Raw genomic sequence first — 20959 nt, 5'->3', positions numbered from 1 at the left:
GCATCAATCCCTTTGTCGGCACCCGCGACGAGCGCGGGGCGGGTGAACTGGCGGTTCAGTTGGCGTGAGACTGATCCCCGTCGAGCAACTCCGTGATACTGCTGGCCGTCAGGAGCCGATCGAGCCAGGCATCGAGCTGAGAGATGTCGGCCGATTCGATCCGTTGGCGCTGTTCGGGTGTCGGTAAGCCAAACTTCGCTTGGATCAGGCGCAGGAGAGCTTTGATTTCGCCGCGCTCCAGCGCCATTCGCTCGAAGCTCATCACATAGGGCATGTTGGTGCTCTCCTCGAAGTTGATCAATTCGTCGCGCAATTCGAGATCGAGAGTGCGCGGCAGACGCAGCATCCAGTCGATGAAGCGCAGCAGTTGGAGTGCGTCCTCACGCGAATAACGGTGCTGGTACAGCAGCCAGATGATCTCGCGCTTGCTGGCTTTGCGCTCGGGGTCGCTGGCCTTGCGGTGCGCGGCCAGTTGCGCCAAGGCGACGACGGCGAAGGGATTGCTTGCCGCCTGCGCCTTCAGCGTCTCCCACTTGTCGTTCCACGTCTGGAGATTGTGAACGCGGAAGCGAAAATGCACGCCATAACCGTCACGTCCCGGGGCATAGCGTCCGAGGCTTGAGCAGTCTGCCTGATGGGTCAGTACCGCAAGGCTGACGATCTCTGCCCTTGGGTGTCGATCGTGGATGCGATAATAGTACTGGAACATCCGATGGTTGAAGGAGGTATCGGCGTGTCCCTAAATCTCGATATGGATCAGTAGCCAGAGTTCCTGGCCTTCGCGGCCGCGGACGCGGACCAGCCGATCTGCGAAGCGCTTGCCGATCTGGGAATCGCCAGTGATCTTTTGCAGTTCCGCATCGAGGAATTCATGGGGCTGGCGCCAGTCGACGCGCTCATGCACCGGTTCGAAGAAGAGGCGCATGAAGGGTTGAAAATAGGCGCCGATCGCTTCTTTCCAGGGCGAGTCGTAGTCAGACCGCTCGGGCGCTGTCGAGTCCGCGTCCATCGGGGGTGCGTCAGGGGTGCTCATGCGCTCTATTCTAAACTGCGTCTGGAGCGAAGAACGTCATGGCATCGATTCCAAGTAAGGTGGTTGCGGCGCGGACCTATGTGCATGTCGACGCGCTGCCCTTATTGGATCCGGCGCTCTCGGCGCGTGCGGCACGGGCCGAGCAACTTGCGCGCCTCGCCCCGCGGACTCAGTTCAATTTGGTGCGTTTCGACGATCAGGGGCCCTGTGTCGCTCTCCTGAATTATCCGGCGTTCGCCGAGGATCCCTTTCCAGCCTTGCGGGAAAGCTGGCTGGTGGATCTCGAACAGGAGAGGGTGAGCCATCGGACCTACGCCGACTCCCTGAATCCACCGATCCTTCACCGTAAGGAGCTGTTGTTGTCGCCGGAGGATCCGCGCCGGGAGGTCTGTGCCGCGCTGACGGCGACGGCCGAGTCCATCGGTCTGTTCGACGAGCCCCGGCGGATCGGTTATCGCCGTCAATGGCTGGCGCTGGTGCGGGAGAAGGGGTATCGCATCGAGGGCCACGCCCTGGTGCCGCTCGGCAATGACGAGTCCGATGAGCCGCTGGAGGCGGCGGTGCCGCTGCATGCCGGTTGGCAGGCGTCTCGCCAGTTGACGGCGATGGTGCGCTATGGATTCTCGGCACCGGTCCAGTCGCTTGCCCGGCATGGCTTTCTGGATGGCTGCTATCGGCTGTTCGATTATGGCTGCGGACGTGGGGACGACGTGCGGGGGCTGGTCGAGAACGGCGTGAGTGCTGCCGGTTGGGATCCTTACCATGCCCCGGACCGTCCCATTCAGTCGGCCGACATCGTCAATCTGGGCTTCGTGATCAATGTCATCGAGGATTTCGACGAGCGCCTGGAGGCGCTGACGCGGGCCTGGTCGCTGGCGGAGCGGCTGTTGGTGGTCTCGGTGATGCTGGCCAATCAGAATGACCCGCGCGGGGAGCGTTTCCGCGACGGTGTCATGACGCAACGCGGGACCTTTCAGAAGTATTTCACCCAGGCCGAGATCAAGACCTTCCTGGAGCAGGCGCTCGACGAGGAGCCCATCGCGGTCGCCCCCGGTGTCCTCTACGTCTTTCGGGACAAGGACGCCGAGCAGCGCTTTCTGGTCGATCGCTATCGCAGCCGGCGCAACCGGCTGCGCGATCCCTCCCAACGCGCGCGAGAGCCCGCGCCGCGCGAGCGCCGCGATCGCGCCGCCGAGAAATACGCCGTCTATCGCGAGCCGCTGGAGCGTCTCTGGGATCGCTGGCTGACCCTGGGTCGCAAGCCGGACAAGGCCGAGGTCGAGGATCTAGTGGTGCTGACCGAAGGCTTCGGGTCACTGCCCAAGGCGCTGCGCTTCCTGGAGGCGCGTCAGGATCCGTCCGAGTTGGAGCGCGCCGCGGCTGGCCGGACGGCGGACCTGGAGGTCTATTTCGCCCTTCAGCAGTTCGAGCGGCGCAAGCCTTATCGCCATCTGGAGCGGGGCCTGCAGCAGGACATCAAGGTATTCTTTGGCGACTACGCGACGGCCAGAGATCAATCCCTGGCGCTTCTGTTCCGGATCGCGGAAGTGGCTGCCATCGAAGACGCCTGTCTCGTCGCCGCCGAGCATGGGCTGGGCTGGCTCGATCCCGGCCAATCGCTGCAGCTGCATGTCAGTCTGGTCGAGCAGCTCCCGCCGCTGCTGCGCATCTATGTTGGCTGTGCCGCCGTGCTCTATGGTGACTATCGCGAGGCCGACCTGGTGAAGATCCACATCGCCTCGGGCAAGGTCAGCCTGATGCGCTACGACGATTTCGAGGGTCAACCGCTGCCGCGCCTGGTCGAGCGGGTCAAGATCAAGCTGCGCGATCTGGACATCGACTACTTCGCCTATGGCGAGGACTATGCCCCGCCGTTCCTCTTCTACAAGTCGCGCTACATCAACGAGGAGTTTCCGAGCTACCCGGAGCAGGTCGCCTTCGAGCAGGCGCTCGACGCGCTGGCGCTGTTCGATCTGTCGGGTTATGGGCCGCCGCCGGCGGTCTTTCTGGATGTCTTGGCGCGCTATCGCTGGATGATCGAGGGTTTCGACCTGGTGCGCGTCCAGACGCCGCCGGAGTTGGATGACCCCTGCGGGCGGTTCCTGACCTTCCGCCAGCTCATCGAATGCGGTGAGACCCAGGCCAGCACCGGACTGCCCAATCGCCCCGAACGGCCCGAGAGCTACAACGCGCTCTTGGCGTTGGCGGAGCAGGTGCTGGATCCTGTCATCGACTACTTCGGGATGATCCGGCTGACCTATGGCTTCTGTTCGCCGCAGCTCGCCAAGCAGATTCCCGGACGCATCGACCCGAAGCGTGATCAGCACGCGGCCCACGAGCACAATCGCCTCGGCAAGCCGGTGTGCGAGCGGCTTGGCGCGGCGGCGGACTTCCTGGTCGAGGACGAGAGCATGCTGGGTGTGGCGCAGTGGATCGTCGCCAACACCGACTTCGATCGGCTCTATTTCTACGGTGACGACCGACCGCTCCATGTGAGCCATGGGCCGAATGGGGATCGCCAGATCGTGCGGATGGCGGCGGGTAAGACGGGCCGTCTGGTGCCTCGGGTGATGTCGGAGGAGGCGTTCTTGCGGCTGGTTTCCGATCCATCGGCGTGACGGGGCTGTCACACGCGGGCCAGGTCGACCCGCCTCGATTCATCTGACCGCCCCGCGGCGCCGATCGGCTTGCGTCTCGCCGCCTTGGGCCAAGGCTAGCGGGCAGGCGTGATGATGGCGTACATCATGTCTGGCATCTGCTTGGTATCCGTGGAGGCGTCGAACGGCCAGAGTTTTGCGGTGACGGAGCGGAACTGCGCGTCGGCATAGATCACCTCGCGGGCGTAGGTGGTTTGCGCAACGGGTGCCGCGCCTGTTGACTGCTCTGGGATGAGGATGGTGCAGGATGTCTGTGAGCTGCATCCGCGGAGTCTCAAGCCAGGTTGCCACTTGGGCGCGGCCTTGAGCGTGCCGCTGTCGCTCGCGCTGAGGAGCGCTTGGGCGACGTCCTGGGCGAGCTGTCCGTAGCCACTGAGTTCGGCGGGATAGAGGGCGTTGAAGGCGCCATCCGCAAAGGCGACGTCGTACATCTTGCCTTGGATTTCGATGCCTCCCACGCCCGTGATCTCGCCCCCGTCGACGGTAAGGGACAGTGCGTGTGAACTGCCCGCCGCCCCGATGCAGAGGGCGGCGATGGCGAGCCCTCGACCGGACTCAAGCATGCGTTTGATCCTCATACTGCTCTCCTGTTGATGCGCCCCAGGGTCCGAACCCTCACCGTGCCGGCGGAGATGTGCCGGGCCTCGGGTCGTTGTCGAGCCCCGAGCGCGTGTGACATTGATCCTCAGCGCCGGGCATGGCGCTTCTTTGCTGCTTCGCGCTGACTCACACGTGCCTGTTGCCGATGTCCGAGCGGACCTTCGGCCACAGCACCCAGGGCGATTTCCGCCCTGGAGCGGATGCTGTGCCGTTCGCGCCCCGGCAGTCGGGTAGGGTGCGGGTCGCCAAGGCTACCAGCGCGCGAACAAGTGACCGTCCTCGACCTTGGTCTCGAACGACTTCAGTGGATGGTCTCCCTTATCGATGCAGTCGCCGGTGCGGATGTCGAATTTCCACTGGTGTTTGGGGCAGGTCAGGTTCAGGCCGTCGAGCGCTAAGTGCGGGATGTCGGTGACCTGGTGAGGGCAATGTGAGTCGTAGACCTTGTAGGACTCCCCTTCGCGATAGACGAAGACGTTGCGCGAGCCGCAATCGACGCGTTTGACCTCTCCATCGGTCAGTTCCGAGAGCGCGATGACCTCACGCCATTGCGGTTGGGCGTCGATGAGCTCGGGCGAGAACTCCGGGATGTCCATGGCCAGCAGAATGTCCGTGGCCCAGACGATCTTCGCCAAGCCGAGCGCCGGGAAGGCCATGAGGAGGGCGTCGATGATCTCAAGCGGGGTGCAGCCGTCGCGTAGGGCGCGGGTCAGGTACTGTTTGAAGCCGTTTTCGGTCTGGACATGGACCTTGGTGATGACCGAAATGAGGTCGCGCGTCTTGGGGTCGAGATGTTTGCCGCTGTCCTTGAGGAACTTGAAATAGTGGCCGAGCGCGTCGCCGCGCACTTGGATGAGGTAATTGAGAGCGTCGCTCATGCGTGATGTTTCCGATGCTGATCGAGTGTGTCAAAAGGCGGGGTCACGCCAGGCAGGCCCCGGCGGATGACTCCTGAATGCGCGTTTCGTCGCAACCCGGCACGCTAGCATCATCGATATCCGATCTCCAGTGGTGCTCGCAACATCCTGGCGCTGTCTGCTGCTGTCTGGCGCCCTTTGGTGCGACATCCGGGGTCGACTGACGACGACTGGGACGCACCCTCGGACCCTGCTCCATCCGAGCGGACGCGCGATTGGTCGGTCGTCCCAGGTTGAACCCGCCGTCATCCGCTCCAACACTGGCCGAATGAGAAACTTTCACGATCGCACCTTCACGACAGCTTCGCGGCTCCGCCCGAGGCGGTCGATGCTCGGCCGGCGGCGCCTAGGTTGCATATGTTGAGTCTGTTGAGTCTGTCGAGTCTGTCGAGTCTGTCGAGTCTGTCGAGCGGCTTATTCGCCATGCCATGGTTCAAGGTCGGCGGCGCCTGTCGCGAACCGCTCGCGCGTCGCGTCAAAGCGGCGCGTTCCTGGTCCTGGTTGGTCGTCGTCCTCTTGGCGATGCCGATGGTCGGCTCGGCGGCCGAGGTCACGACCGAGCATGTCACGGCCAGGCTGATTGCGGAACGTGACCCGGTCGCGCCGGGCACCAGTGTCGAGCTGGCGCTGGTGCTCGACATCCAGCCGGGTTGGCACACCTACTGGCGCAATCCCGGCGATTCGGGGGAGGCGCCGCGCATTGCGTGGAGCCTCCCGGAGGGCGTGATCGCAAGCCCGATTCGCTGGCCTCGGCCGGAGCTGATCCGGGTCGGTCCGCTCGCCAATTACGGCTATTCGGGCCGCGCGATGCATCTGGTCTCGCTGTCGGTGCCGCCGGATTGGCCGGCCGGGACGCCGATCTCGATCCGGGCGGACGCCCACTGGCTCGTGTGCGAGGAGCATTGCATCCCCGAGTCCGGCGTGCTGGAGCTCAAGCTGCAGACCGCCGAGACAGCAGGAGGCGCCGATCCGCGCTGGGCAGATCTCTTCGCCACCGCCCGTGCGGCGCTGCCCTCGGAGCGGCTGCAGGGTGCGCTGTTCGGCGCGCATGAGGGTGGCCTGCGGCTGTCGATCCCGCTGGCTGGGAACCCGAGGCTTCAGGTGGACGATGCGGCGTCTGTCTGGCTCTTCGCCGGGACCTGGGGCCTGATTGAGCATGCCGCGGCCCAGCCCTGGCGGATCCGCGAGAACCGGCTGCAGATCGATCTGACCCCTGGTGACTTGGCGACAAGCGCGGATCCCGACGGCGTGCTGGTGGTCAGCGGTCGGGACGGCAGCTCCACCGCCTTTTCGGTGAGCGCCGAGCGGGGCGCATGGCCCGCGACGGCAGTGGGCGCGGCCGAGGCCGAGAGGCTGACATGGCCCCTCACCCTGGCCTTCGCGCTGCTTGGTGGTCTGATCCTGAATCTCATGCCCTGCGTCTTTCCGGTGCTCGCGATCAAGGCCCTGAGCTTGGCGGGCGGTCATGGTGGCGGGGGCCGGCAGCGCGTCCTGCACGGCCTTGCCTATACGGGAGGCGTGCTGCTGTTCTTTGGACTGCTGGGCGGGCTACTGCTGGCGTTGCGTGCTGGTGGGACAGCCGTCGGCTGGGGCTTCCAGCTTCAGTATCCGCCGTTCGTCGCGCTCATGGCCAATGTCTTTCTGGTGGTCGGGCTGGCGCTGGCGGGGGCCGTGACGCTCGGCGGGAGTTGGATGGCGGTCGGGGGCCGCCAGACCGGGGGCGGTGTGGCTGGCGCGTTCGCGACCGGTGCGCTCGCGGCGCTGGTCGCCGCTCCCTGCACGGCGCCGTTCATGGGCGCGGCCCTCGGCTATGGCCTGACGCTGCCTTGGGCGCAGGCCCTGCTGGTGATCTTGACCCTTGGCCTGGGTCTGGCGTTGCCGTTCCTGCTCGTGTCGCTGGCGCCGCCACTCGCCCGCCGGCTGCCGCGCCCGGGGCCTTGGATGGAGACGCTGAAACAGGGGCTCGCCTTCCCGATGCTCGCGGCCGCGGCCTGGCTGGTCTGGGTGATCGCGGTCCAGACGGGGCCGGATGGGGTCGGGCGGGTGCTGGCTGGGATGCTCGCGCTCGCGCTCGGGCTATGGGTGCGCGAGCGCACGCGGCTTGGGTCGTCGCGGATGCGGCGCGCTGGTGGGGTCGTCGCGCTCACTGGGCTCGGTCTGGCCCTGTGGCTCGGGCTCTCCACGGGCGGGCGGGAGGCGCCTGCGATGCGGCTGGGGACGAGCACGGAGAATGGACGCCAGGCACTGGTCGCGGACGCCTATTCAGCCAGTCGACTGGCCGATGCCCGTACCGAGGGGCGGGCGGTGCTCGTCAATATGACCGCCGCCTGGTGCATCACCTGCATGGTGAATGAGCGGGTCGCGCTGTCGACGGCCGCGACGGCGGCCCTGCTCGACGAGCATCGGGTGCTCTATTTGAAGGGCGACTGGACCAACCGGGATCCGGCCATCACCGCCTATCTCGCGGGCTTCGGCCGCACCGGCGTGCCCCTGTATGTCTACTATGCCCCCGGGCGGGAGCCGCACGTTTTGCCCCAGATCCTGACCGGGGGCATCGTCCGCGACGCCGTCGAGGGTTCCTCGGCGCTCGCTGGCGAACCCTCAGCCATGTGATCGTTCCATTGAGCAGTGCAACTGTTTAGCAGTGCAACCATCTAGCGATTCAATCATCGAGCAGTTCAACCATCGAGCAGTCCAACCACTGAGGAGTACAGCCATTGATTCGTTCAATCATGACTCGTTCCAACATCGCGCAGTTGGCGCGCGCCGCCTCGCTCACGCTGATCGGCTTGCTGGTCACTGCCAGTGCCCTGGCTGAACCCGTGATCGGCGCCCCGGCACCGGCCTTCAAGGGGACCGATTCGGCTGGCCAGTCCTGGAGCCTTGACGATCTGAAGGGCAAGACCGTGGTGCTGGAATGGACCAATCACGACTGTCCATACGTGCGCAAGCACTACGAGAGCGGCAACATGCAGGCCCTGCAGCGTGAGGCGACCGGCAGTGGTGCCGTTTGGCTGTCGGTTATCTCATCGGCGCCCGGTAAGCAGGGGCAGGTCAGCCCGGCCGAAGCCGATGCCCTGACCAAGCGGCGCGATGCCGCGCCGAGCGCCGTGCTGCTCGACCCGGACGGCACCATCGGCCGTGCTTACGGCGCCAAGACGACGCCGCACATGTACGTCATCGACGGCTCGGGGACGCTGGTCTACATGGGTGGTATCGACGATCGGCCGACGACCGATCCTGCCGACATCGAGGGTTCGACCAATTATGTCCGCGCGGCCTTGGCCGACCTCTCGGCCGGTAAACCGGTGAGCCAGTCGGCGACACGGCCCTATGGCTGCTCGGTCAAATACTGATTTTGATACCCAAGGTTCAAACCCCGCCTTTCAGGCGGGCAGATTTCATCAACCCGATGGTTCTCGTCGCACCTCTCGGCGCTCTGCGCCAAGTGCCGTCGATCTATGCTCAGGGGTACATTTTTCCGCGCGAGCACGCGGGATCACGGGCGTGAGGTGCAGTCTCCGTAGCGGCATTGCACCAAGATCTGTGAGCCGTCTTGACAGAAAACGCGATGCTCTTCCCAGTCCTGGCCCGAGGAGGCAAGCTGGGTGACGCGTTCCGTGAGCACGCAGCCGCGGCTTTGGGCGTAGCGCTCCGCGGCATAGGCCCAGTGCGCGCCGGCACCGGGCGACGCCCCCGTGGATTCGCCGATCAGGCTGCCCATGCCGCGTGCGTCCGCGCTCGGGTTATCGCCGGGGCGCTGGGTGTCCCACTTGCCGCGCAGGGAGGCGAGCGCCTTGTCGAGGTTCTCCGCGTAGCGTTCTGTCACGTCGCTTCGCCATTCGTCCTCGGTGCCCGGCCATTCCACCTCTTCCGCGCGCAGCGTGACGCGGGCGCCGTCGGATTCCTCGGAGAAGTTCGCGTAGATCCGAAGCAGCCGCTCCGCGACCAGGACGCCGGATGCGTCGTCACCCGCGAGGATCTGCTCGAACACGGCCGAGCGAGTGGAGACGGAGAGGATCCGCCAGCCTCGGCTTGCCGCGCTCTCCACCGCGAAGGATCGCGCATCGTTGAGGTTGGCACCGAAGAGCAAGACGCCGGGGATCGATAGGGCGAGGATCCAGCTTGCTTGGAAAAAGGTGAGCGCGGCGATTGCAAGACGCAGCCGCCGGCCAGGGCCTGGCCAGCGCCAGGTCTGAGGGTTGGCCGCCGAGCGTGCTGACGCAGCACCCGGCGGGCTCTGCGTGGTCAGAGGAGTCCTTGGCAGGTTCCGTTTTGACATTTCACGAGAAAGCTGTCGCTCCCCTCGCAGGGTACCTTATGTACCTCACCGTCCTGGCGAGACTCGATGAGCTGGGATCCGGAGCCGGAGACCTGGCAGCCGCGTTGCCGGGCATATTGTTCGGCAGAGGCGGCCGAGGTGAGGCTGCTGGTCGGGCGACTTTGGCTGTCGGGGAGTGTCATCATGTTGTCGCGACGCGGCAGCGGTGTCTCTGGGCTTTCAGCGCTGCGGTTGCGGTTCTGCGTACTGAGCACGCTGGTCGCGTCCACGACGGGCGCCGCGGTCGCGGGGCGACGGCGTGGCTCGGGGATCGGCCGACTGTAGGCTGGGCTCGACGCGGTCGAAGGGCTGGGTGCCGGCCGCTCGACGACACGCGGCGCTTCCGTTCTGGTTGGGCTCGGGGCTGACCGCTCGAAGTCGCTTGGCGCCGGCTGGTCGTCGGGCTCGGCGTCGGCGAAGTCGGGAGCCGAGCGGGCGACGTCCGTGGACGGGTTGCTCGGCGCCTCTGTCTTGGCTGGGCGGGCATAGGGCGTGCCGGCCCAGGGATCACCCCAGCCACCGGCCGGCGGGTTCGCCTGCGCGATACGGCCGCGGTTGTGCGACCAGGATGCCTGCAGCGAGTCGAGCGACTGGCTGAGCATGTCGCGGTAAGCGTCCGTGTAGTCCATGCGTGCCGCTGGACGGCCGCCCATGGCTGGCGCAACGACCTCGGCCTTGGTGGCGACATTGACGCCGCCTCCCTGTTCCAGGAAGAAGGATGTCACCTCGAGCGTCGAACCTGGTGGGATCGGCGATCCGGCTCCATACGCGGGGGCCATCGAGGCGTCGTACGCCCGCTGTGCGATGAGTCGATCGACGCCTGAGCCGGCGATGCTCCAGCCCTTGCTGCGGGCGGCGCCCATGGCGAGGGATTTGACTTCGCTGCGGCTCGCGCCCGGCAAGGTGGTTTGCGGGAGGTTGCCGAGATTGGCCGGCAAGGGCGCGACGCCCGGGGCCGGGTTGGATGAGTAGGAAGACGTTGGAGCCCCAGCGCAGCCCGCGAGCAGCAGGCCGGAGATCGCCACACAACATAGGCTGGCATTCAAACGCACGTTCACCCAAAACCTCTCTAGATGGAATGTTTGCGGACATCGCAGCGACGCGTGGCCAGCGTTTCTGGCTGGAGGCGCGCCAATGGCTTTCGGGGCGGGACTGGCGAGTCGGTCGCTGTCTTGGCGACGTATTCCCGCAAGGCCGAGCTTGGCAGAGGCGCGCTGCCCTGCCAGTGCCCGCCGGCGCGACTCCTAGCCGACTTAAAGGCGGGAATGCTAGCACAGCTCTTCGACATGCGGTCGATCTTGCTGTATCGGCGTATCTGGGAGCGACGATCAGCGATGCGGGCTGGCCAGCGTTTGTAGGTTGGGCCGACGCTAGGAGGCCCGCCATGCGCCGTTTCGTTGGGCCTCCTCCCTGGGCCTAACCGACTCGAGGCATGCGGTGCGGTCACGCCGCGTATCGGTCGCTATCACCAACCCCTTCCAGCGCCCCTCCACCTGCCGATTGCGCTAAACGATGACCATCCAGGTCGTGACCAGGGGTCCGGGTCTGCCGGAATCGCGACCGAGTCGTTAAGATGGCGTGATCGAGCGGACGACTCCGCTGCCACCATCCACCGACACCTGGCGCCGTATGAAGATCCTCACCTACCGCGGTCTCGACACCGCAGCGATTCCGGGCTACGACAAGCTCGCCGCCTCTCTGGCCGCCGATGATTTCAGTTCGGCAGAGGTCAAGAAGGTGGGTGACAACCTCTATCGGGCGCGCCTCGACCGCAGCAATCGGATGCTGTTCGCGCTCTATCGCCACCAGGACGAGCGCTATGTCCTGATGCTCGAGTACATCCACGCACACGCCTACGAGAAGTCGCGCTTCTTGGCGCGGGGCGCGGAGATCGACGAAGCGCGCATCCCCGCCGTGGCGCCAGAGGTTGCCGGGGACGCGCCGCCGCTGAGCTATCTCAACCCCAAGCTGCCCCGGTTCCATCTGCTCGACAAGGTGCTGTCCTTCGACGATGACCAGGAGGCGGTCTACCAGCAGCCGCCGCCGTTGGTGATCATCGGCTCCGCCGGCAGCGGCAAGACGGCGCTGACCCTGGAGAAGATGAAGGAGGCGAGCGGCGACGTCCTCTACGTCACACGCTCGCCGTTTCTGGTGCGGAACGCGCGCGACCTCTACTACGCCAACGGCTGGGAGCGCGAGGACCAAAGCGTCGATTTCCTCTCGTTCCGCGAGTACCTGGAGAGCATCCAGGTCCCCAGCGGCAAGGAGATCACGCCACGCGCCTTCTCCGCCTGGGCCGATCGCCAGCGCCTGCCGAAGGCATTGAAGGACAGCCATCAGCTGTTCGAGGAGTTTCAGGGCGCGATCAGCGGCGCCGATCCCGAGCGTGCCTATCTCAGCCGCGAGGACTATTGCGCCCTGGGGGTGAAGCAGTCGATCTACCCGCCCGAGACCCGCGCCGAGGTCTACGACCTCTTCGAGAAGTATCTGCGCTTCCTCGACGAGCAGGGCTGGTTCGACGCCAATCTCGTCAGCCATGCCTGGCTCGCGCGCGTGCGCCCGCGCTACGACTTCGTGGTCGTCGATGAGGTGCAGGACCTGACCAATGTCCAGCTGCTGCTCATCCTGCGCGCGCTGCGCACCCCCAGCGGCTTTCTCCTGTGCGGCGATTCCAACCAGATCGTGCACCCCAACTTCTTCTCCTGGTCCAAGGTCAAGACCCTGTTCTGGCGGGAGCAGGGCGACGGCGCCCCGGCGGATCTGATCCGCATCCTCAACGCCAACTTCCGCAACTCGCCCCAAGTCACCGCGATCGCCAACCGGCTGCTGCACATCAAGCACGCGCGCTTCGGCTCCGTGGACCGCGAGAGCAACTATCTGGTGCGCAGCTGCGGCCCAGCGCTCGGGCGTGTCGCCCTGCTGCAGGACAGCGACCGGATCAAGCGCGACCTCGACCGGCGCACCGCCGCCTCGGCGCGCTTCGCCATCCTGGTGCTGCATCCGGAGCAGAAGGCCGAGGTCCGCCAGTTCTTCCGCACCCCGCTGGTGTTCTCGATCCACGAGGCCAAGGGGCTGGAGTACGAGAACGTCCTGCTCTACGGTTTCCTCTCGGGCGAGGAGAAGCGTTTCCGCGAGATCGCCGGCGATCTCAGCGAGGCCGACCTGCAGGGCGAGCTGCGCTATGCGCGTGTCCGCGACAAGGGCGACAAGTCACTCGAGATCTACAAGTTCTACATCAATGCCCTGTACGTAGCGGTGACGCGGGCGGTGAAGAACCTCTACCTGATCGAGCCCCGATCGAAGCAGCCGCTGCTTGCGCTGCTTGGGCTGACCGAGGCACTCGCGGGTGTGGAGGATGTCGAGGAAGCGCGCTCGAGCCTGGAGGAGTGGCGCCACGAGGCCCATCGGCTCGAGCTGCAGGGCAAGGAGGAGCAGGCGGCCGAGATTCGCGAGCAGATCCTCAAGCAACGTGCGGTCCCGTGGGCGGTCATTCAGGGCGATGCCCTGGCCGAGCTGGAAGACAAGGCGCTGCAGCGCGGCGAGAAGAAGGCGCGCATCGCCCTCATGGAGTACGCCCTCGTGTATCGCGATCAGCGCCTGCTCAATGCGCTGGTCCAAGGCGGCTTCAAGACCGCGCGGCAGCCCGACAAGGCGATGACGGTGCTGGAGCGCACGCACTACCTGCCCTACACCCTCAAGCATCCCGGTACCGTCCTGCGCCAGGTCGATCAATACGGTGTCGACTTCCGCAACGTCTTCGGCCAGACCCCGCTGATGATCGCCAGCCGCATGGGCAATGCCGAGCTGGTCGAGACGCTGCTCGATCGCGACGCCGACACCGGCCTGGTGGATGGCAATGGGCTCAACGCCTTCCAGATCGCACTGGAGCGGGCCTGCGCCGACGCGCGCTTCGCCCGCGGCAAGCTCCCCGCGCTGTTCGAGCGTCTCGCCCCGGCCAGCCTGGACATCCAGATCGACGGGCGGCTGATCAAGCTCGACCAACGGCTGATGGAGTATCTGATGCTCTGCATCGCCATGGTGCTCTTCTATCAACGCCTCGGCGAGCACTGGGCCAGTCGCCGCAATGCGCTCTCGGCCATCGACTTCGCCGAGCTGCTCGCGCAGTTCCCGGATTCCATCGTCCCCGAGCGGCGCAAGAAGCGCCCCTACATCTCCTCGATCCTGTCGAAAAACGAGATCCAGCGCGACGATCCCTACAACCGCAAGCTCTTCCGCCGCCTCAAGCACGGCCAGTATCTGATCAATCCACAACTGGCCCTACGCGTCGAAGGGGATTGGCGGCCCATCTATCGCGTGCTCCAGCCGCTGCGCCTTGCGGCACAGCTACGTGATCCGGTTCGTTGGGGCAATACCCGATGGGATCCGAACGCCGAGGCGGCCAAGGCCATGATGGCGCTGCGGAATCTCTTGATGCTTGATGGATCTGGGTGAGGGGACCTCGAAGAGCTGTTCTGACGCACTGGTTGCCAGTCCAGTTCCTAGCGCTTGGCGCCTATGAGGTCCACACTTGAATCCTGTCATGGCGTGCGCGCGGGTTAGCGGGTAGCGGCCATCGGAGAATCTGGCCCAGGTGGCGATGCCGAGGGCGGCTGAGGATTGAGATGGATGTCGCGCTTTCGGCGATCCGAGTGCCCTAAAATTGTTAAAGCCCCTTAATTCTACTTTGTTAGATTAGAATATTTCTGATGTATTTGATCTATAAAGGTTAATCTAGATCGCTCGCCTGTTCATTGGGGTCGTAATGCGTGCAAAAGAGGCGTTTGCGCCACCGGGAGCAGACGGATTGCCTGGTCACACAGAGTGACCTTCGCTAAATCAGGCGCATAAAGGTAACAAAGTAGTATTAATCTTTCGTGGTCACTCTGACTGCTGGGTCTTCTTCGTACAACGTCTTCTTCACACAAACCAGAGGGTGTAGACCTTGTCAGTACATGTCAGTGGCGCTTTGGCAAACCATGCCAGACTGTCCTCTTGCACCACCCAAACGGCTTGCAGTGCTTTCGATCCGCCTGAGTCCAGGCGCCAATGCTCGGTGGCTGGGCGCCCGAGGTGCGACGGGAGCATCGCTGATGCGTGAAGGCGCCGCGACTGTCCTGATCGTCGACGATTCGCCGGAGAACTTGGCCGTCCTCAACGAACTGCTCCAGGCGGACTACCGGGTGCGCGCCGCGACCTCGGGCAAGAAGGCGCTGCGTGTGGTCAAGACCACGCCGACGCCGGACCTCATCCTGCTCGATGTCATGATGCCGGAGATGGATGGCTACGAGGTCTTCGAGAAGCTCCGGGCCGACGCCGTGACCGCCGATATTCCGGTCATCTTCGTGACGGCCATGGACAGCACGGAGGCGGAGATCCATGGTCTCGACGTCGGCGCCGTCGACTACATCGCCAAGCCCATCGTGCCGTCGATCCTGCGTGCCCGGGTCAACACCCAGCTGGAGCTCAAGCAGGCGCGGGACTGGCTGAGGAACCAGAATGCCTATCTGGAGAGCGAGCTGAAGCGGCGTCTGCATGAGAACCTCATCGTGCAGGACGTGAGCATCCATGCGCTGGCCCATCTTGCGGAGATTCGCGACCCCGAGACCGGCAATCATCTGCGCCGAACCCAGGGCTATGTGCGTGCCCTCTCCGTTCACCTGCAAGGGCATCCGCGCTTCGCGCCGCTCCTGACGCCGCACAATATCGATCTCTTGGTGAAATCCGCACCCTTGCACGACATCGGCAAGGTCGGCATCCCAGATCACATCCTGCTCAAGCCCGGCAAGCTCACTCCCGAGGAGTGGGAGATCATGAAGACACACGCCAAGCTCGGCAGCGACGCCATCGAGCTGGCGGAGCGCGATGCCGAGCGTCCGGTGGAGTTCCTCATCCTCGCGAAGGAAATCGCGCGTCACCACCATGAGCGCTGGGACGGCCGCGGCTATCCGGATGGCCTGGCGGGGGACGAGATCCCCATTTCCGCGCGTCTCATGGCCCTGGCGGATGTCTTCGACGCACTCATTTCGGTGCGGGTCTACAAGCCGGCGATGAGCCATGCGGAGGCGCGCGACATCATCCGCGAGGGCAGGGGCAGCCACTTCGACCCCGACGTGGCCGATGCCTTCCTCGCCACCTACGACGAGTTCTGCGAGGTCGCGAACAGGTTCGGTGAAAACGGACTTTAACCGCCTGTCCGACTGAGGTGATGTACGCGACGTGACAGATCGGCCGCCCCAGCTCCGTGGGCGGTTTCAACAGGATGACGCCATGAGTCCTGAGGCGGATTTGAGATCCAGGGGAGGCGGTCAGCCGCTGGCACTCTGGATTCCGCTCGGCTATGCCAGCTTCGCGGCACTCTGGATCCTCGGCTACGACCCTCTCGTCGCCTGGTTGATCGCCCTCGAGCCGAGGCTCGCGCCCCTCGCGGGCCTCAATGGCACGCTCTTCGTGCTCGCCACGACGCTGCTGCTGTATCTGCTCATTCGGTATCTGCTCATTCAGTCGCTGCCGCAACCCATCGCGGATACCCAGAGTGCCCGAAAGGCGACCTACCGGGGCCGCGCGCAGATCCTGCCCTTCTCGCTGCTGGCGGCGGCCATTCTCCTGCTGACGGCCGGTGGCATCTATCTGAACGTCGAGCAGCAGAAGGAAACGGCGGCGGCTCGGCTCAAGACCATCGCCGATCTCAAGAGTCGCCAGATCTCCGAATGGCTCGACGAGCGTCGGGGCGATGCCGCCTTCATTCGTGCCAGCGCGATCCTGGTCGGGCTTGGCTCCGGGGAACCCATTGAGCAGCGCATTCTGACTCAGCCTCGGCTCAGGGCGCAGCTCGCGGAGTTTGCCACCTACAACGCGATTCAAGGGCTGCTTGTGCTCGATGCGGAGGGCAAGGCTATCTGGCGCTCACGCAGCGGCGCGCATCCGCTGGCGCAGCGGCTCGTCACTGCCGCCCGAGGGGTCGCGGAGACACAAACGATCGGCGACTACGGACCCTACCGCGATAGCGCGGGCGAGAACCACCTGGACTTCCTGGTGCCCTTGCCGCGCGGTGAGGCTGGCGCGCCAGGATCCGTGCTGGTGCTGCACACGGATCCCGCCGCCTTCCTTTACCCGGAACTCCAGGTGTGGCCCGTGCCTTCAACGACGGGCGAGACGCTCTTGTGTCGACGCGAGGGCGAGCGGGTGCTGTTTCTGAATCAGCTGAGGCATCAGGGGGATCAGCCGCTGACCTTCAGCTTGCCGCTCGCGACGCCTGAGCTGCTGACGGCCAAGTATCTGCGCGATACCCGGTTGATCGGACGTCAGGTCGAGGGTGAGGACTACCGCGGCGAGACTGTGATCGGGTTTGGCGTTGCGGTTCCCGGGACCGATTGGCTCCTGGTGGTCAAGATGGATGTCGCCGAGATTTATGCAGAGGCGACCGGAAATTCACTGTGGATCGGTTTCACCGGGCTGCTGGCACTCTTCATGACGGCCGCCGGTGCCTTCCTGATGCGCCAGCGCCAACGGATCGCGATGGCCGAGGCGCTGCAGCGCTCGCAGTCCGAGCGGCTTCAGGCATTGAGTCTGCTGGACGCTATCGTGGATGGCTCGACCGATGCCATCTACGCCAAGGACAGGGAGGGGCGCTACATTCTCTTCAACCAGGCGGCGGCGGAGCTCGTCGGGGTGTCGGTCGAGCAGGTGATGGGACACGACGAATCCGCCTTCTTCGAGCCAGATGCGGTCAAAGCGATCAAGGCCACGGATCTCGAGGTGTTGAAGGGAAACAGTCTGACCAGCTTCACGGAGCATCTCAAGACCCTGAGGGGCGAGCGTACCTTCCTGACCAGCAAGGGGCCTCTACGCGATGGGCAGGGTCGGGCGATCGGCGTCTTTGGTGTCTCGCGCGACATCACCGAGATCGATCGCGTCAACCGCGCGCTGGCGGATGAGACGCGGCGCCGTCAGGCGCTGATCGAGGGCTCGCGGGACGGGATTCTGGTCATCGATCGCGACCATCGCATCATCGAGGCCAATACCCGATTCGCAGAGATGCTGGGCTATCCGCTCGAGGAAGTCATCGGCCTGCAAACCTGGGACTACGACGTCTTGCTGGACGAGGCGCAGGTGCGCAGCCGCTTCTCTCAGTTGGGGAATCTGCGGGCGCTTGTCGAGACGCGCTATCGTCGCAAGGATGGCTCCGAATTCGACGTGGAGGTCGGTGTCAGTGGCGTGAGCTGGGGCGGCGAGCAGGAGATCCTTTGCGTTTGCCGTGACATCACCGAGCGCAAGCAGGCGGAGCGGTGGATTCGCGAGACCCATCAGCTCCTCTCCGAGATGAGCGCCATCGCCCACATTGGCGCCTGGGAGTTCGATCCGGCAACGGGTGAGGGGACCTGGACCGAGGAGGTCGCGCGCATCCATGGCATGCGTCCGGATCAGACGACGAATGCCGGCATTGGGCTCGGCTTCTTCGAGGGCGAAGATCGCCGGCGCCTCGAAGCGGCCATCGCCAAGGCGCGCGACCTGGGTGAGCCCTATGACCTGGAGCTGCGGCTAGTTGCGGCCGATGGTCGGCGCAAGTGGATCCGCACCATCGGGCGGCCGGTCTTGCGGGATGGCCGCGCGGTGAAGATGTGCGGCTCGATCCAGGACATCAGCGCGCTCAAGGAGGCCAGCCTGGAGGTGGAGCGCTACCGCGGCGAGCTTGAGGCGTTGGTGGACAGCCGCACGGCCGAGCTGCGCCGTCAGGGCCAGACGTTGCGCGCCGTGATCGACAACATCCCCTTGCTGATCTGGCTCAAGGACTGCGAGGGCCGTTTCATGGCGCTCAACCGCGCGACCGCCGAGACCTGCGGGCGCGCGGTCGAGGAGATGGTCGGCAAGACCGATTTCGAGATCTGGTCTCACGAGGTTGCGCGCGTCTATCGCGCGGACGACGTAGAGGTCATGGAGACAGGGCGCTCCAAAGTGGTGGAAGAGTTGATTCCCGGCGCGCGGCCCATCTGGAGCGAGACCTTCAAGGCGCCCGTGCTGGATGCCGATGGCAGCATCCTGGGCACCGTTGGCTTCTCCCGTGACATCAGCGTTCAGAAGGAGACCGAGCGCCTGCGGGAACTGGCGCGGCAGGGCGCCGAGGAGGCCAACCGGGCGAAGAGCGCCTTCCTGGCGAATATGAGCCACGAGATTCGCACGCCCATGAATGCCATCGTGGGCTTCTCCTATCTGCTGCAGCAGGGCGAGGTCACCCCTGATCAGGCCGAGGCATTGGGCAAGATCGAGGCGGCCGCCAAACACCTGCTGTCCATCATCAACGATGTGCTCGATCTCTCCAAGATCGAGTCGGGGCGCATGGAGCTGGAAGCGACCGATTTCGCCCTGGCGGTCGTGCTGGACTACACCAGATCCATGATCGCCGATCAGGCGCAGGCCAAGGGACTGCGCATCGAGGTCGATCCGGGCGATGTGCCGCCGTGGCTGTGCGGGGATCCGACCCGTTTGCGCCAGGCCCTGCTCAACTTCGCCGGCAACGCGGTCAAGTTCACCGAGCAGGGCAGCGTCAAGCTGGGTGCGCGTCTGGTCGCGGAAGCGGGAGACCGCCTGCTGGTGCGCTTCGAGGTTCGCGATACCGGCGTGGGATTGACCGACGCGCAGATTGCGCGGCTCTTCACGGCCTTCGCTCAAGCGGATGCCTCAACGACGCGCAAGCACGGCGGAACCGGCCTCGGGCTCGCGATCACACGGCGTTTGGCCGAGCTGATGGGCGGCGAGGTCGGGGTCGAGAGTGAGCCAGGGGTGGGCAGCCTCTTCTGGTTTACGGCCTGGCTCGGCCGCGGTCGCCAGTCCAGCGCGGCCCCCATGGCGGCCCGGATGCACGGCGCCGAGGCCGAGCTGCGGCGGCGCGTCGGGGGTGCGCGCGTGCTCCTGGTCGAGGACAACGCGATCAACCGGGAAGTGGCGCTTGAGCTGCTGCGTGCCGTCGACCTCTGCGTCGACACCGCCGAGCACGGTGGCCAGGCCCTGGAGCGTGCAGCCGCCGCGTCCTACGCGCTGATCCTGATGGATGTTCAGATGCCGGTGATGGATGGGCTGGAGGCCACCCGTCGCCTGAGAGCGGATGGGGTGCATGCCAGCATCCCAATCCTCGCCATGACGGCGAATGCCTTCGAGGAAGACCGGCGCGCCTGCCTGGAAGCCGGCATGAACGGGTTTGTCCCCAAGCCGGTCGAGCCGGACGTGCTCTACGCCACCTTGCTGGACTGGCTAGCGCCGGGGGCCGAGCCAGAGGTGGATCCCTCGATCGCCGATGCCGAGGAGGCGGCGGCGGTCGTCGACGATGCCGTCTTGGCGGAGTTTGAGGCGATCCCCGAGCTGAATGCTGCGCGCGGACTGCAGGTGGTTCGCGGCAAAGGCGCGAGCTATGTGCGGCTGCTGCGGATGTTCGCGGCCGGCCATGGCGATGATCTGCAGCGGCTGAGGGCGCTGCTGGCGCGGGGACGGTGGGGCGATGCCGCCGAGATCGCACATCGCCTGAAGGGCGTCGCGGCCAATCTGGGGGCTGATCACTTGGCGGACGCTGTGTCTGCTTTGCAGCAGCACTGTCGGGCCGACACGCAGTTGCAAGACCCCGAGGCGCTGCTTGCCGAAGCCGAGATGGCCTTGTCCGCGTTGGTGAAGGCCATTTGCGCCTTGCCGGAAGCGTACCCACAACCCGAACCGCCGGCATTGGACCACCAGGCGCTACGGGCCGTCCTGGAGACGCTGGAGGGGCTCCTTGCGGAAGACGACAGCCAGGCGATCCAATGCCTGCGGGCGTCGGCCGTTCAGCTGCGTGCGGTTTTGGGTACGTCCTTCGATCGACTCGCGCACCAGATCGAAGGGTTCGAGTTCGATGTCGCGCTCGCGACGCTGAGAGCCGCGCGCGCCCGGACAGGCACCTAGAGCCTGATCTGGTGGTGTTTCAGGCTGTGGCCCTGCTCGCGGTAGAGACGGTAGCGTTCCCGTCCGGCGTCGCGCAGACGGGGGTCGTGGTCGACGAGGTCGCAGACGCGCTCGAAACGTGCGACGAAGCTGGGTACCTGGGGCGCGAGGTTGATCAAGACCTGGCGCTCGGTTTCGGGGGCTGCGGTTGTGCTGATGAGGATGGGCGTGAGATGCGGATCCACCTGATCGACGAGACCGTGTGGCAGGAAGCTGTCGTCGCGAAAGGTCCAGAGGAGGCGGTCGAGATGGCGCGCCTCCTCGCGGTCCGGACAGTGGATGAGGATCCGAAGCGCGCTGGCGCGGATCCGCTCGACCAGTCGGCAGGTCAGCAGGAAGCGGTCGCCGCGGCTCTCGGGCTCAAGGCTGTAGAAGTCGATCTTGGTCATGCCGCTGTCTCGCGCCTCCGCTGTCCGAAGGGCACCCGCGCCGTGGCCTGTGGCCTGGTGGCTGCCGGCCCGCCCGGCGG

13 protein-coding genes are annotated in these 20959 nt (G+C 65.4%); 6 read left to right on the top strand and 7 right to left on the bottom strand.

Annotated elements, in window-relative coordinates:
• Nucleotides 1-55: 55 nt before the first annotated feature.
• Both CKO23_RS09905 and CKO23_RS09900 read right to left on the bottom strand, forming a co-directional pair.
• Nucleotides 56-709 carry a hypothetical protein gene (locus tag CKO23_RS09905; RefSeq protein WP_200330548.1) on the bottom strand — a complete coding sequence of 218 codons (654 nt, stop codon included), beginning with the start codon at nt 707-709 and terminating at the stop codon, nt 56-58.
• A 30-nt stretch (nt 710-739) separates the two neighbouring features.
• Nucleotides 740-1033, bottom strand: coding sequence for a hypothetical protein (locus CKO23_RS09900; protein WP_200330546.1), 294 nt, complete (start codon nt 1031-1033; stop codon nt 740-742).
• A gap of 38 nt (nt 1034-1071) precedes the next feature.
• Here CKO23_RS09900 and CKO23_RS09895 point away from each other — a divergent pair, with 38 nt between their 5' ends.
• Entirely contained in the window at nt 1072-3651 is a 2580-nt protein-coding gene (locus tag CKO23_RS09895; protein WP_200330544.1) for a DNA phosphorothioation-associated putative methyltransferase, read from the top strand.
• A 95-nt stretch (nt 3652-3746) separates the two neighbouring features.
• Here CKO23_RS09895 and CKO23_RS09890 read toward each other — a convergent pair whose 3' ends face one another.
• Both CKO23_RS09890 and CKO23_RS09885 read right to left on the bottom strand, forming a co-directional pair.
• Complete coding sequence (locus tag CKO23_RS09890) at nt 3747-4268, bottom strand: hypothetical protein (protein WP_200330542.1); 522 nt, start codon at nt 4266-4268, stop codon at nt 3747-3749.
• Between the two features lie 273 nt (nt 4269-4541).
• Nucleotides 4542-5168: a Rieske 2Fe-2S domain-containing protein gene (locus tag CKO23_RS09885; RefSeq protein WP_200330540.1), complete on the bottom strand. Its 627-nt coding sequence runs from the start codon at nt 5166-5168 to the stop codon at nt 4542-4544.
• A gap of 462 nt (nt 5169-5630) precedes the next feature.
• Here CKO23_RS09885 and CKO23_RS09880 point away from each other — a divergent pair, with 462 nt between their 5' ends.
• Both CKO23_RS09880 and CKO23_RS09875 read left to right on the top strand, forming a co-directional pair.
• Entirely contained in the window at nt 5631-7820 is a 2190-nt protein-coding gene (locus tag CKO23_RS09880; protein ID WP_200330538.1) for a protein-disulfide reductase DsbD family protein, read from the top strand.
• Nucleotides 7821-7939: 119 nt separating this feature from the next.
• Complete coding sequence (locus CKO23_RS09875; RefSeq protein ID WP_200330536.1) at nt 7940-8563, top strand: thioredoxin family protein; 624 nt, start codon at nt 7940-7942, stop codon at nt 8561-8563.
• A gap of 143 nt (nt 8564-8706) precedes the next feature.
• On the opposite strand, the gene CKO23_RS09870 is transcribed toward CKO23_RS09875, so the two are convergent.
• Both CKO23_RS09870 and CKO23_RS09865 read right to left on the bottom strand, forming a co-directional pair.
• Entirely contained in the window at nt 8707-9489 is a 783-nt protein-coding gene (locus tag CKO23_RS09870; RefSeq protein ID WP_207168496.1) for a hypothetical protein, read from the bottom strand.
• Nucleotides 9456-10586, bottom strand: coding sequence for a hypothetical protein (locus CKO23_RS09865; protein WP_200330532.1), 1131 nt, complete (start codon nt 10584-10586; stop codon nt 9456-9458). Before CKO23_RS09865 ends, CKO23_RS09870 begins: the two co-directional genes overlap by 34 nt.
• Nucleotides 10587-11157: 571 nt before the next feature.
• Between CKO23_RS09865 and CKO23_RS09860 the strand changes: the two genes are divergently transcribed.
• From CKO23_RS09860 to CKO23_RS09850, 3 genes are all read left to right on the top strand, one after another.
• Nucleotides 11158-13980: a UvrD-helicase domain-containing protein gene (locus CKO23_RS09860; protein ID WP_200330530.1), complete on the top strand. Its 2823-nt coding sequence runs from the start codon at nt 11158-11160 to the stop codon at nt 13978-13980.
• Nucleotides 13981-14618: 638 nt separating this feature from the next.
• A complete protein-coding gene (locus tag CKO23_RS09855) occupies nt 14619-15713 on the top strand; it encodes a response regulator (RefSeq protein ID WP_200330528.1) in 1095 nt (364 codons plus the stop codon).
• Nucleotides 15714-15795: 82 nt separating this feature from the next.
• The gene (locus CKO23_RS09850; protein ID WP_200330526.1) at nt 15796-20451 is read left to right on the top strand and encodes a PAS domain S-box protein; all 4656 of its coding nucleotides are present in this window, start codon (nt 15796-15798) and stop codon (nt 20449-20451) included.
• Here the strand turns inward: CKO23_RS09850 and CKO23_RS09845 are convergent.
• Nucleotides 20448-20879: a DNA polymerase III subunit chi gene (locus tag CKO23_RS09845; RefSeq protein ID WP_200330524.1), complete on the bottom strand. Its 432-nt coding sequence runs from the start codon at nt 20877-20879 to the stop codon at nt 20448-20450. The two genes, CKO23_RS09850 and CKO23_RS09845, sit on opposite strands and share 4 nt — an antisense overlap.
• Nucleotides 20880-20959 lie beyond the last annotated feature (80 nt).

It is taken from the genome of Thiocystis violacea (assembly GCF_016583565.1).
GTDB classification, from domain to species: domain Bacteria; phylum Pseudomonadota; class Gammaproteobacteria; order Chromatiales; family Chromatiaceae; genus Thiorhodococcus; species Thiorhodococcus violaceus_A.
Note: the sequence above shows the minus strand (reverse complement) of the source record. Positions and strands in the feature narration are given on the sequence as shown.